We start from the raw sequence: 12,448 nt of genomic DNA, 5'->3' as shown, positions 1-12,448 counted from the left end.
CCCGGCGCACGCCTCTTATTCATCTACCAATGTAATCTGTACCCGTTTCCCCATCGCCGCTGCGATCTTTACCATAAAATCCAGCGACGGATTGTAGCTGCCGCTCTCGAAGCGGGTGATATTCGGCTGGGAAATCCCCGCCTTTCTGCCAAGCTCCGTTTGTGTCATGCCGTTTAACTTACGATTCTGCTTAAATCCCTCGATCGTCGCCTCCCGCGCCTCCTGCTGCCAGCGCTCCATCCACTGTCTGTATTCCGCATCCGTCTGAAACGTCTCCGGAATCCTGTTTGCGTTTTTCATTGTGCTACCTTCTCCTTTTCGAATCTGCTCTGCCGCGGCGCCACCCTCCCAAAGCCCGCCGCTGCCGTCCTCTATAGAATACCATCTTTCCACCCTATAAATCAAGGTATTTCCCTGTAACGGTTCACCGGCAGTTACTTTAGATCGCCTTTTCCCCTAAAACATACGATTCGCGCGCTCTGCCACTTGAAAGCAATGCCTCTCTTCTGGTATAATAGATGGACTTATGCAAACATCTGCCTGACCGCTTCCAATCGGCGGACTCCCAGATATTTGCGGCAAATCTTATATAATGTTTGAGGAGTTACAATTTCATGGAAAAAAGAGAATCTTTCAACAGTAAGTGGGGCTTCATCCTCGCCTGTATCGGCTCAGCGGTCGGCATGGGAAATCTCTGGATGTTTCCCACCCGCGTCTCCCTGTACGGCGGCGGCTCGTTCCTGATCCCGTACTTTATCTTCGTCGCCCTGATCGGCTCCACGGGTGTCATCGGGGAAATGTGCCTGGGACGCGGCACCCGCTCCGGTCCAATCGACGCGTTCGGCGCTGCCTGCGAGACACGCGGCAGGCGCAAACTAGGTGACGCGCTCGGTTTCATCCCGGCAGCCGGTTCCCTCGCGATGGCGATCGGCTATACCGTCGTCATGGGCTGGATCCTAAAATATGCCATCGGAGCCTTTACCGGTGCCACGCTTGCCCCGGCTGACACAGACGGTTTTGCCTCTGCTTTCGTCTCGATGGCGTCCGCATTTGGAAACAATGGCTGGCAGCTTGCCGCCCTCTTCTTCTGCATTCTGATTCTGATGTTCGGCGTCGGAAGCGGAATCGAGAACGCCAACAAGCTGATGATGCCGGTATTCTTCATCCTGTTTGTCTTTTTAGGCATCTACGTAGCATTCCAGCCGGGTGCGATGCAGGGCTACCGCTACATTTTCCGCATCGATCCTGAGATCCTCGCAGACCCAAAAACATGGATTTTCGCACTGGGGCAGGCATTTTTCTCCCTGTCCGTCGCCGGAAATGGAACCTTAATCTACGGTTCCTACCTCTCCGATGAGGAAAACATCCCGGCATCTGCCGCGCGGGTTGCCCTGTTTGATACGATCGCCGCGATTCTCGCCGCCCTCGTCATCATCCCGGCAATGGCAACCACCGGTGCAAAACTTGATCAGGGTGGTCCGGGACTTCTCTTCATCTACCTCCCGAACCTCATCCGCTCAATGCCGGGCGGTACGTTGATCGCGATCATTTTCTTCGTAGCCGTTCTCTTCGCTGGGATGACCTCCCTGCTCAACCTCTACGAAGCACCGATCGCCACCGTTCAGGAAAAACTCCACCTCGGCCGCGTCCCTGCCTGCGCGGTTATCGGTATCATCGGAGCTGCCGTCTCCCTGTTAATCCAGGGCATCGTCTCCGACTGGATGGACGTTCTCTCCATCTACATCTGCCCCCTCGGTGCCGGACTCGCCGGAATCATGTTCTTCTGGGTATTCGGAAAAGACTATGCAGAAACGCAGGTCAACAAAGGCCGCGAAAAGAAATTTTCAAAATGGTTTGTACCGGTGTGCCGCTATATTTATATTCCGGTATGTGCGCTGGTATTAATATTAGGCATCGCATTGGGCGGTATTGGATGATATGAAAAAGAATGTGCCTTGGCACATTCTCGCGGAGCGTTTTTTATTTCTTAGGACGCAATTTCCTATGAAATAAAAAAATGATTGACAAATCTCATTTCCGCGCTATAATAAGAATAATCATTTAAAACCCACAAAACAAGTAGGAAATATATTTTTATAATCGTTTATGAATTTTAAGGAAAGGAGGAAACCATCATGAGAACATCTTATTCAGTTATGTCTGCTATGTGTTGTTGTATGGAGTGTATGTGCTGCTGTTGCTGTGACACTCTTACTTTTGTTGTGCAGACAGATAACTGGATGATATCTTCATGAGGTTTTTCTCATCTTTCTTTCACTGGAAAGTGATAGATACAATCCAATTTAGGAGGTCTGGACAACCAGACCTCCTTTTTTGTACCTATTTATATTTTAGTATGCAAAATCAAACAATTATATTGCATTCAAATATATCATTCGTATAAAAAACGCGACACATACAGAAGTCATTTTTCAGGAATTATCCCTTAAAAATGTGCTTCCCCAGATAAACAAAGTTAAAGGAGACCAGAAATGATTCGATTTGAACATTTAAGTAAAACATTCCAGACGAAAGACGGTGCATTTGAAGCACTGAAGGATGTGTCCTTCGAAATCGAAAAGGGCGATATCTACGGCGTCATCGGTTACAGCGGTGCCGGAAAATCCACCCTGATCCGAATGGTAAACGCCCTGGAAAGACCGACTTCCGGAAAGATTTTCGTCGAAGATAAGGACATTGGAAGCCTGAGTGCAAAAGAGCTTCGCAGCCTCCGAAAGGGAATCGGAATGATTTTCCAGCAGTTCAACCTCCTGGAATCCAAGACAATTTACGACAACGTCGCGATTGCCCTGAAACTAAACGGTACCCCGAAAAAAGACATCGAAGCGCGTGTGAATGAGCTGCTGGAGTTCGTCGAACTTTCCGATAAGAAGTCCTACTATCCGGGACAGCTCTCCGGCGGACAGAAACAGCGCGTCGGTATCGCAAGGGCGCTTGCAAATAATCCGTCGATTCTTCTCTGCGATGAGGCGACCAGCGCCCTCGACCCGAAAACGACCGATTCCATTCTCGATTTGCTAAAGAAGATTAATGAAACTCTTCATATTACAATTGTGATTATCACACATGAGATGAATGTCATCCAGAAAATCTGTAATAAAGTCGCCGTCATGGATTTCGGTAAAGTCGTAGAAACGGGCTCTGTCATCCAGGTTTTCTCAGACCCGCAGTCCGATATCGCCAAACGGTTTGTCGGCAATCTCATCCGCGACGTTATTCCGGAACCGCTCGTCGAGAGCATCCGACGTGAAACGCGGAACAGCCGTCTGCTCCGCATCAAGCTGGAAAATACAGACAGCACCGAGCCGCTTCTCTGGGATATCAACCGGCGGTTTGAGGTGGAAACCAACATTCTCTACTCCACCATCAACGTCATTCAGGGCATCGTCGTCGGCATCATGCTCGTCCTCTTCATCGGAAGCGACGAGGAAATCAAAAAAGCCGAGCGCTACATTCTCGAATCAAACGAAGAATATAAGGAGGTTATATTACCATGATTCAGCAGTATTTAGGCATTTCGCCGGACAAACTCATCAAGGCCGGTTGGGAAACCCTGTATATGGTCGGTTTTTCCCTGATTATCGGTTCCATCGTCGGATTTTTCATCGCCATTGTCTTATGGCTGACCCGCAAAGGCGGGCTCAAGGAAAATCCATTGCTTTACACGATTTTAAACGGTTTCATCAACATCATCCGAAGCACACCGTTTATCATCCTTCTGGTATGTGTAATGCCCTTTACGAAAATCATCGTCGGCACCCGGATCGGTACCAAGGCGGCTATCGTGCCGTTAGTTATCTATACCGCCCCATTTTTAGCAAGACTTCTTGAGACATCGCTTCTGGAAGTCGGCGGTGGCATCATCGAGGCAGCCCAGTCGATGGGAGCGACCACGTTCCAGATTATCGTTCATTTTGTGCTTCCGGAAGCATTTGCTTCGGTTATCCTGGCTCTGACAACCGGCACCATCGCCCTCATCGGAGCAACTGCGATGGCTGGCTACATCGGAGGCGGCGGCATCGGAAACATCGCCCTGACCTACGGCTATCAGACCTTTAACTTCCCGCTGATGTTTGCGACCGTTTTCATCCTGATTGCATTTGTCTGGATCATCCAGAGTCTGGGAAATCGGCTGTCACAGAAGAGACGGACACATCAGTAAACCAAATCATATCATAAAAGCTATTAAATTATTTTATATACAAAATAATAAAACGAAAAAAGGAGAACCCCATTATGAAAAACGTAAAAGCCTATGTAAGAACCACCCTGACCGCCGGTCTGATCCTCGCAGCTGCTGTTCTGGGAGGCTGCTCAAAGAGTGATGCTGGAAGCTCCGCTGCTGATACTGCCGCTGCTTCTTCCGGCACCGAATCTGCTGCTTCCGCCGATGCTTCCAATTCTAATAAGAAGGAGCTCAAATACGGAAAAGCTGCCGGTCCGTACACTGTCTTATTTGAGGATGCCATCAAACCAATTCTGGAAAAAGAGGGCTATACACTCACCGAGGTTGATTTCTCTGACCTTCTCCAGAATGACCTTGCTTTAAATGACGGCGAAATCGATTTCAATGTAGAGCAGCATACCGCTTATGCCGAAAATTTCAACGAAGCCCAGAAAGGTAACCTGGTCCCTATTTCCCCGATTCCTACCGTTCCGGCTGCCATCTTTTCTGCCACCGAAACCTCTCTGGACGCCATTCAAGACGGTGCCAAAGTAGCCGTTCCGGACGATGCCGCCAACACAGCCCGCGCTTATGTACTCTTACAGAAAGCCGGATGGATCACCTTAAACCCGGATGTGGATCTCTCCACTGTCACCCAGGCGGATATCACGAAAAACCCTTACAACATCGAATTTACCGAAATGAACTCCACCAATATTCCAGCTGTTTTAGACGATTTTGATTATGCGGTTATCACCGGAAGTATTGTATACAATGCAGGAATTGATCCATCCACTGCCCTTCTTCAGGAAGATATTCTGCCCCATCTGCTTCTTCAGGTCGTTGTAAAAGAGGAAAATAAAGATGCTCAGTGGGCAAAAGATATCGTTGCTGCTTACCACTCCGATGAATTCAAAGAATATTTAGACAAGAATAACAATGGTTTATGGTTTGTTCCGGAGGAACTGTTTAACTAATAGGAAACAGCATCAGAAGGCACCAGCAGGAAACAGGAGGATTTCACATGGCTCTCATTTTAGATAAAACCGAACAAAAAATTGTCGATATCATCGACGCACACCGCAACGAGATCATCGAATTCGCCAAAGATATCTACACCCATGCAGAGCTGGGTTATAAAGAATACAGAACTGCAGAAAAATTTGCTTCTTTCATGAAAAATCTGGGTCTTGAGACAAAGGAAGGACTGGCTGTCACCGGTGTCAAAGCCTACTTAAATGAAGAAGAAAAAACGAATGTAAGTCTGGCTCTCATCGGGGAACTGGATGCGCTCCGCATCCCGGAACATAAATATGCCAATCCGGAGACTCAGGGAGCTCACTGCTGCGGACATCATGCCCAGCTGGCCGGTGTCATCGGTGCAGCCCTAGCTCTGACCAATGAAGATGTAAAAAAAGAGCTGGACGGACAGGTTGTATTCTTCGCCGTACCGGCAGAGGAATATGGTGAGATTGAATTCAAGAACTCCCTGACCGCCCAAGGAAAAATCAAATACGGCGGTGGAAAATGTGAACTCATCCGCATCGGTGCTTTTGATGACATCGACCTGGATATCGTCCACCACACCGGTGATAAAGATATCAGTGTCGGTTCCCACTCCAACAATGGTTTCGTCTCCAAGGTCATTCGTTATAAGGGACTGGCTGCCCACGCAGCCGGTGCCCCGCATCTGGGAGTCAATGCATTAAATGCAGCTTCCCTCGGACTTTCTGCCCTGGCTTACCAGCGCGAAACCTTCCGGGATGATGACCATGTCCGGATTCATCCCATTATCACAAAAGGCGGAAATCTCGTCAATGTAGTACCGGATGAGGTGGTAATCGAAACTCTGGTACGTGCCGCCAACAAGGATGCCATCGCCGATGCTGCTGCCAAAACGGACCGTGCCTTCAAAGCCGGTGCCATCGCCGTCGGTGCCGCCTGCGAAATCACCACCATGCCCGGATACCTTCCGGCTCTGAGTGAAAAAGCCGATGAATCCATCCTGGCAGCCGCTGAGATTGCCGCACAAACCAGTGAAAAAGATTACCAGATCGTCCAGGAAGATACCCTCGCCTACAGCGGCGGTTCCACCGATGTGGGGGATGTACAGCATCTGCAGCCGGTCCTTACCTTCAACACCGGCGGTAAAGTAAGCGGCCTCCACTCCGTTGATTTCGATATCGTGGATGAAGAGCTTGCCTATGTGGTCACTGCAAAAATCTTCGCCCTCTCCGCTTACCGCCTGCTTCGGGACGAGGCTGTGAAAGCAAAAGAGATTGTAGCGAATTATCAGCCCATCTTTACCAAAGAGGAGTATATCAAATATATGGATTCCTTTATTAAGACGGAGACGTATCAGTAAGATAACAGAAAAGAAGGACGGGAGGTACTTTTTACAGCACCTTCCGTCCATTTACAGTCAACTTAAAGGTCGTTCCCAGTATCTCCGCCGATTTCCGGCAAAGCATCATTCTTCCCAGGAAAATCTCGAAATAATCATACATGGAACATATCTTTTCATCTACCTGAAGATTCAGGGCAATAACTGAACGATCCTTTTCAATCTTAAGTTTGGACTCTGTTATCGCATAATTCACACGGTCGTGGATATCAAAAGCGGCTCTCTCTTTTTCACGAACACGGCTTCTTCGCACATCCGTCTTATCAGCGATAATCAGAGTTGCGGATATTACATCCTCCGCACTTCCGGCGTGCGGCAGTCTCACCGTAGACACCGGCTCCGTGGGAACAGAAGACCGAGCCGCTTGGGTTTGCCAAATCCGCATCCGGATCATAACCGGCTGCTTCGATGACCTCTTCCTCATTATGGCAGGGTCCATATCCATCTAGGGATGAAACCGGTGCACAGCCGGTAAGTATCGCCTGTCCATCCTCCAGAACCGGTTCTTCAAAAACCGCAAACCGGCGTTCCAGATCCGTCATTGCACGTCCTACCATCTTGTCCGGTATCGTCAGATGAAATGCATAAAATGGCTCCAAAAGCATCGAATGTGCCTGCATCAGGCCATGACGGATAGCCCGGTAAACCGACTGACGTAAATCACCGCCATTCAAGGTATTCACAGGCAATTTTACTACCTGTTATGATACCATGAATGGCGGGGATTATAAAATTTTATCATCGGTTGATGAAATTCAGTACCACCACAAGCAGCAATATATGAACTGGATAAAATGCATAACAAAGATACTGGAATGGTTTACTGTGGTAGCCTTGTCTGCCGCGGTACAGCCAGATGGGGATCAATGCCAAAAGCGCAAGCCCCTGCTGGCACAGTTCAAATTCCATGCCAAAGAGCTGAACCGGATACATCAGACCGCCCAGCAGTTCCACATTCAGCCAGTATAGGGCAGCCAGCTGTCCCAAGAAGCACCACCATTTCCGCCCATGTAGGAAATAGAACACAAATACCGTCAGAACACCAACCCCGTAGTAATCCACCATGCAAAGAGTTCCCAGTACCAGACCTGCCGGCACAACCAAAACGCACACCAGCAGATACATCCAGGTTTTTCCTTTTTTCCGTACCTGTTCCATAAGCCAGACACCTAAAAGGCCCAACAGGAATGTCCAGAGGACATTCTGGTGAACCGGATAAAACCAGGTACCGCCGTACATCAAATCAAAGGGAATTTCTGAAAGCACTGCAAACAGCAGCATCCGAAGGATGTACTTTTTAAAGCTTCTGGTGTGGAAGTACCCCTCCACCGCCATAAAAGCGAAGATAGGAAATGCCACTCTTCCGGCACAGGTAAGCCACTCCCTAGCAGGAAGAAGCGTCGCCCAAAGGTGATCCATCAGCATAAGTGTCATGGCGATAATGTGCAGGACAGCTGCAGTAAGTTCAAAGTTTTTTGAAGCAGATGAATCCATTCAGTTCTTGTTCCTTTCCTATTGCATTTCTATCGTATAATTATAGCTGTATGTGTGAACATAAAGCATATTGTCCTGAGGCACCAGAAGATCCGGCTGTTTTTTCAGCTCCAGGCTTGCAATAACCTCGCCGGTGTGAAGGTTGAGCTGATAAAGATAATCCTTTTCCGAGGTAAAACCATACCCGCAGATAATAACGTCCTTTTTTACAATAAAATTCATGGTGTTACAGGTCTGATCCCCACTTCGCCAAAGAAGCTTGTTATTTTCCAGATCATAGGCAAACATAAAGCAGCTATCCGGCTGTGCGTAACCATTTGTCACACTGATGCCATAAAAGATATCATCCAGGAGGCAGGCATTATTGCCATTGATATACCATTTATCCGTTGGATACTCCAGCACATACAGACAATTTCCGGAAATATTTTCATAAATATACAGCGCATCCCCGGACCAGATATACTGATATTCGTCATCATAGAAATTATTCCATTCCTTTCCGACCATAGGAAGGGATAACTGTTTGCTTTCATACCATTCGTTCGCAAAATCGATTCCATTTTCCTCTTCCGACACAATTTTTAACGTTAACGGTGAAACTGCATCTCCCTTCGGATGAATCTCCCCAACTCCGGATAAGTCAATGGTGATATACTTAGTTTCAGGAGCCGCATTTTCCCCTTCCCCTGCATCCTCATTTTGAATCAATACGGACTCCTCACCGGTCTCCCGGACACTTTCTGCAACACTTGACTCATTTTGCATCGTATAATCCATGTCCTTCTTGCCACAGCCAGCCAGGGTAAGCAAACAAGTCCACACAATCATAAAAGTTAGAAGTTTTTTCATATATATCCATTCCTCTATGCTCAAAAAGATGTTATCACTTTGGATGAACTTTCTTCTGAGCCATTTCTATTTGAACACGTTGAGAAGTTACCTTAACTTATCTCTATATCAAAACATGCCCGGCAGTTTCGCCGCCAGGAATAATCCAGCACCAAATGAGATCAGATTGGCCACAAAGGAATACAGGATATAATATGCATCCTCCTTTTTCTTTTCTGATAGCCTCTTAAGAATTGTGCAATACAACACTGCCTCCAGAGCAAATACAATCAGCTCAAAAAGTACATAGAAAAATGTAAATGCAAGAGGGCCGGAATTATAATTAATCACATTGAGCAGCACATTTAAGATAATTTGCGTAATAATGTTGACAACAGCCAGAATCAACAGCTGTTTTTTCTGTCTGAAACCAAACAGCAGCGCCACCAGCATTTCGATTAAAATAGTAAGGACGATCCTTGCCCCAAGAGCCAGCATCTCCTGCCGGTAATTATACGAACGGTAGGCCTCAATCCGCTCATTGGTACTCAAATCATCATTGTATTCCACCGAACCGATATCCACACCATCCATATCCACTGTATAATACGTATCAAATGCATAACGAGCATAAATTCCACTGGATACAAAGGTTTCCGTTTCCGGATAATACAGAAGAATCTTAAAATCACCCGGCGGATAATAGGTCCATGCAAGCTCTTTGCTTTCACTTACCTTCCAGCTCCGCTGCAGAAAATAGTATCCATCCGGATCCTTGTAATTCACAAAGATCTCCCAGATACCAGGATCCATGTACTCTTTTGGGGCACTCTCCATTCTTCCATCCCAGGCACTTGCCGGACCAGTAGATTTCTCCTTCGACAGCAAAGTTCCATAACAGAGCTCATCCCCCATATGCTCAAACTGAATCCGAACAGAGGCCTTTGGTCCCATATCGGCATTGACTGTCATCGGAAATGCTGAAACTGCCATTATCATACACAAAAGCATTATAAAAACAAGACTGTATTTTCTATTTTTCATACCAAAAGCCTCCCTTCAGATATTTTTATTCTGGTGAAAAATCTCATCGGCATTCTTGCTGCAAAATACTACATCCGATGGGAATTATCTTCCATCTTGTAAACAAACAGGCGGTTCATCCCCTCCGCCATGGGTATTCAAATTCCAGACGATTCCCAATTCATCACATATTCTTTTTCTCCTGTGAATTCGTCCATCTCTTCACTCTGAATAGTAAATCCTTCTCGTTGATAAAAAGACATTGCCCTGACATTCTTCTGGTATACCTTTAACTGTAATCTGTCTTTTTTATCCTTGATGTAATCCAACAATATTTTACCTATGCCACGTGACTGCATTTCATCAGAAACAAAAATACCTTCTATATATTCATCATTTATTCCTATAAAGCCTTGAATCATTTTATCATCTTCATACACATAAACTTCCGCCTGTGGCAGCATTTCCTTCACGAATTCATAATTACTTATCCAGTATTGTTCAGGAATAAAAAAATGTGCTTTCAGATTAGTTTTCAACCATATATCAGCGGCTCTATTTATATCTGCCTTCTGCAACTTTCTAATCATAACGATTATTCTCCATCCAACCTGATTATAACACGATTAACTCATTACGATTTACCTATCTGTACTCAACAATTTCTTCGAAAGGTTTCCTTGGTCTTTTAGCCGGAACTTCATTGGCAAAGCCAATCGCAACAATTCCTGTCAATTGGCTGTCTGTTCCGATAAAATCCATCAGCTCATTATAGGCAAAACAAGTATTGGCAATCCATAAGGTGCCCAATCCATATCCCGTTGCTGTCAGAATCATATTTTCAATCGCCGCACCTATGGACAGTGAATCACATATTTCAACAATTCGCTTTTCATTTTCAATGCTTGCAAATGGAGTATGCTGGTTGGTATTAAGCACTGCTATAAGGCATGGGGCCTCCTGCATGATTCTAACGGTATTCTCAGCATCCGGTATGGCAAATGCCCATTCCGGCATAAGTTCATGGGTCATTTTTTCTGAATTTATACCATGACGCATGACATCAACCAGTTTATCTTTTTCTTTCCCCTGATATACAATAAATTTCCAAGACTGCCTGTTTTTAGCAGATGGTGCAAGGGAAGCACTGTATATGATCTCGTCAATTAACTTCCTTTCGATCTCATCTGGCTTATATTTTCTTATACTTCTTCTATTCTCAATTTCACGTATCATAGATTTCTCTCTCCTTTAGAACCTTGCCCTCAAGACTCATCTTCTCCTATGATTTCCAACCCATCCATCCCAACATGACATTTCAGGAAAAGCACCTCAACACCTGCTGCCTTTGCCTCGTGAAGTGCAGCGCCAAATTCGGGATGCGTTTCCGTATTCGGCCTGACTTCACTAATGCCTTCCATTTGAATCACAAATGCTATCAAACATTTATATCCTTGTCCGCACGCAGCTGCAAGTTCCCTTAAATGCTTAACTCCTCTTTCCGTCGGGGCATCTGGAAAATATCCAACTCCGTCTATCTCAAGGGTGCAGCCTTTGACTTCCATTAGATATTTTTGCTTTCCTTTTTCCATATAGAAATCCAGCCGGCTATTTCCAAAGGTATACTCTGGTTTAATAGAATCATACCCCTGTGTCATCAGCCATTCTTTTACCACTTTATTCGGTGCCTGAGAATCAATGTTAACCCATATCTTATTCTTCTTAACTGCAATCAAATCATAGCGAGTCTTTCGATTTGGATTCTTTTCTATGCAATCTTCCAAAATCACTTCCGCCCCCCGCAGCAGTAATTCACGACAACGTCCCGTATTCTTTACATGAACCGATTCTACCTCTTCCGAGCCATCAATCTTTACCCGCGCAATAAAACGATTGGGACGTTCTATGAAAATTGCTTTCACTATCTTATCATATTTCATGTGACGTTTCCTATTATATGTACTGAAACATTCATTTTACACGATTGGATTCACTGACAGCGGCCTGTGCTTTGCAGTATAATAATCACAATCAATTCGAATAACAGTGAACTACTCGGTAACTAAGTTACCAAAGCATCTGAAATCTGGTGGGATACCGCCTTTTTTCAGGGTGCGTCCATGACACCACTACCGCTTACCTTTCGGCTATACAGCTACTTTTATTATTTCTGGATTCTTTAGTCCGGTTACGGACAGTTCTTTCTGTTTTCCGGATACGGAAAGATGTTTACGCAGGATATTAAATGCTCCTACTGCATCCGCATTATATCTTACTCCATCCGTTATATACATGCCCCGCTCTTTTCTGTTTGATGCTTCTGCATATCTTTTTGATATTTCTGGTGAAAACGGGCTGCACTGGCTGGTATCGCTTTCCAGTTCTGGTTCTTTGACCTCATAGATAACGATAAGGTCACATTTTCCATCTTCCGGTGGATAGATCCGCAGTTGCTTTATGTGATCCATGTTCCTGAAAATCTTATTTTCAAGATATAGAAATTTTTCATG

14 protein-coding genes and 1 pseudogene are annotated in these 12,448 nt (G+C 45.8%); 5 read left to right on the top strand and 10 right to left on the bottom strand.

Annotation, left to right across the window (positions count from 1 at the left end; genetic code table 11):
- Positions 1-15 precede the first annotated feature (15 nt).
- The gene (locus DWY89_RS06580; RefSeq protein ID WP_022360005.1) at positions 16-300 is read right to left on the bottom strand and encodes a helix-turn-helix transcriptional regulator; all 285 of its coding nucleotides are present in this window, start codon (positions 298-300) and stop codon (positions 16-18) included.
- Between the two features lie 314 nt (positions 301-614).
- Between DWY89_RS06580 and DWY89_RS06575 the strand changes: the two genes are divergently transcribed.
- The 5 genes from DWY89_RS06575 (at position 615) to DWY89_RS06555 (ending at position 6,551) form a co-directional block, all read left to right on the top strand.
- On the top strand, positions 615-1,937 hold the full coding sequence (locus tag DWY89_RS06575; RefSeq protein ID WP_118524073.1) for a sodium-dependent transporter: 1,323 nt from the start codon (positions 615-617) through the stop codon (positions 1,935-1,937).
- Positions 1,938-2,492: 555 nt separating this feature from the next.
- Positions 2,493-3,518, top strand: coding sequence for an ATP-binding cassette domain-containing protein (locus DWY89_RS06570; RefSeq protein ID WP_118524072.1), 1,026 nt, complete (start codon positions 2,493-2,495; stop codon positions 3,516-3,518).
- The gene (locus tag DWY89_RS06565) at positions 3,515-4,183 is read left to right on the top strand and encodes a methionine ABC transporter permease (protein WP_107000614.1); all 669 of its coding nucleotides are present in this window, start codon (positions 3,515-3,517) and stop codon (positions 4,181-4,183) included. Before DWY89_RS06570 ends, DWY89_RS06565 begins: the two co-directional genes overlap by 4 nt.
- 74 nt (positions 4,184-4,257) lie before the next feature.
- Entirely contained in the window at positions 4,258-5,163 is a 906-nt protein-coding gene (locus DWY89_RS06560) for a MetQ/NlpA family ABC transporter substrate-binding protein (protein ID WP_118524496.1), read from the top strand.
- Between the two features lie 47 nt (positions 5,164-5,210).
- Complete coding sequence (locus tag DWY89_RS06555; RefSeq protein WP_118524069.1) at positions 5,211-6,551, top strand: amidohydrolase; 1,341 nt, start codon at positions 5,211-5,213, stop codon at positions 6,549-6,551.
- Between the two features lie 31 nt (positions 6,552-6,582).
- Here the strand turns inward: DWY89_RS06555 and DWY89_RS06550 are convergent, their stop codons facing one another.
- The 9 genes and pseudogenes from DWY89_RS06550 to DWY89_RS06505 all read right to left on the bottom strand — a co-directional run.
- Complete coding sequence (locus tag DWY89_RS06550) at positions 6,583-6,915, bottom strand: hypothetical protein (protein WP_333490934.1); 333 nt, start codon at positions 6,913-6,915, stop codon at positions 6,583-6,585.
- Positions 6,854-7,273 carry a hypothetical protein gene (locus DWY89_RS06545; RefSeq protein WP_333490933.1) on the bottom strand — a complete coding sequence of 140 codons (420 nt, stop codon included), beginning with the start codon at positions 7,271-7,273 and terminating at the stop codon, positions 6,854-6,856. Before DWY89_RS06545 ends, DWY89_RS06550 begins: the two co-directional genes overlap by 62 nt.
- Positions 7,274-7,328: 55 nt before the next feature.
- The gene (locus DWY89_RS06540) at positions 7,329-8,084 is read right to left on the bottom strand and encodes a TraX family protein (protein WP_118524068.1); all 756 of its coding nucleotides are present in this window, start codon (positions 8,082-8,084) and stop codon (positions 7,329-7,331) included.
- A gap of 18 nt (positions 8,085-8,102) precedes the next feature.
- Positions 8,103-8,936 carry a hypothetical protein gene (locus DWY89_RS06535; RefSeq protein ID WP_022359996.1) on the bottom strand — a complete coding sequence of 278 codons (834 nt, stop codon included), beginning with the start codon at positions 8,934-8,936 and terminating at the stop codon, positions 8,103-8,105.
- A gap of 108 nt (positions 8,937-9,044) precedes the next feature.
- Entirely contained in the window at positions 9,045-9,959 is a 915-nt protein-coding gene (locus tag DWY89_RS06530) for a hypothetical protein (protein ID WP_243017786.1), read from the bottom strand.
- Positions 9,960-10,096: 137 nt separating this feature from the next.
- The gene (locus tag DWY89_RS06525) at positions 10,097-10,528 is read right to left on the bottom strand and encodes an N-acetyltransferase (protein WP_118524067.1); all 432 of its coding nucleotides are present in this window, start codon (positions 10,526-10,528) and stop codon (positions 10,097-10,099) included.
- A gap of 55 nt (positions 10,529-10,583) precedes the next feature.
- On the bottom strand, positions 10,584-11,174 hold the full coding sequence (locus tag DWY89_RS06520; protein ID WP_118524066.1) for a nitroreductase family protein: 591 nt from the start codon (positions 11,172-11,174) through the stop codon (positions 10,584-10,586).
- Between the two features lie 29 nt (positions 11,175-11,203).
- Complete coding sequence (gene sfsA, locus DWY89_RS06515; protein ID WP_118472245.1) at positions 11,204-11,878, bottom strand: DNA/RNA nuclease SfsA; 675 nt, start codon at positions 11,876-11,878, stop codon at positions 11,204-11,206.
- Positions 11,879-12,085: 207 nt separating this feature from the next.
- Positions 12,086-12,448: pseudogene (locus tag DWY89_RS06505) on the bottom strand (hypothetical protein); the annotation flags it as partial.

The sequence above is a fragment of the Clostridium sp. AF27-5AA genome (assembly GCF_003478415.1).
Classification (GTDB): Bacteria; Bacillota; Clostridia; order Lachnospirales; family Lachnospiraceae; genus Otoolea; species Otoolea fessa.
Note: the sequence above shows the minus strand (reverse complement) of the source record. Positions and strands in the feature narration are given on the sequence as shown.

Bases quoted from the DNA above. Each gene is read 5' to 3' on its own strand.
- DWY89_RS06565 (WP_107000614.1), top strand. From the start codon at position 3,515: ATGATTCAGCAGTATTTAGGCATTTCGCCGGACAAACTCATCAAGGCC.
- DWY89_RS06520 (WP_118524066.1), bottom strand. From the start codon at position 11,174: ATGATACGTGAAATTGAGAATAGAAGAAGTATAAGAAAATATAAGCCA.
- DWY89_RS06570 (WP_118524072.1), top strand. From the start codon at position 2,493: ATGATTCGATTTGAACATTTAAGTAAAACATTCCAGACGAAAGACGGT.
- DWY89_RS06525 (WP_118524067.1), bottom strand. From the start codon at position 10,528: ATGATTAGAAAGTTGCAGAAGGCAGATATAAATAGAGCCGCTGATATA.
- DWY89_RS06575 (WP_118524073.1), top strand. From the start codon at position 615: ATGGAAAAAAGAGAATCTTTCAACAGTAAGTGGGGCTTCATCCTCGCC.
- DWY89_RS06540 (WP_118524068.1), bottom strand. From the start codon at position 8,084: ATGGATTCATCTGCTTCAAAAAACTTTGAACTTACTGCAGCTGTCCTG.
- DWY89_RS06580 (WP_022360005.1), bottom strand. From the start codon at position 300: ATGAAAAACGCAAACAGGATTCCGGAGACGTTTCAGACGGATGCGGAA.
- DWY89_RS06560 (WP_118524496.1), top strand. From the start codon at position 4,258: ATGAAAAACGTAAAAGCCTATGTAAGAACCACCCTGACCGCCGGTCTG.
- DWY89_RS06555 (WP_118524069.1), top strand. From the start codon at position 5,211: ATGGCTCTCATTTTAGATAAAACCGAACAAAAAATTGTCGATATCATC.
- DWY89_RS06530 (WP_243017786.1), bottom strand. From the start codon at position 9,959: ATGAAAAATAGAAAATACAGTCTTGTTTTTATAATGCTTTTGTGTATG.
- sfsA (WP_118472245.1), bottom strand. From the start codon at position 11,878: ATGAAATATGATAAGATAGTGAAAGCAATTTTCATAGAACGTCCCAAT.
- DWY89_RS06535 (WP_022359996.1), bottom strand. From the start codon at position 8,936: ATGAAAAAACTTCTAACTTTTATGATTGTGTGGACTTGTTTGCTTACC.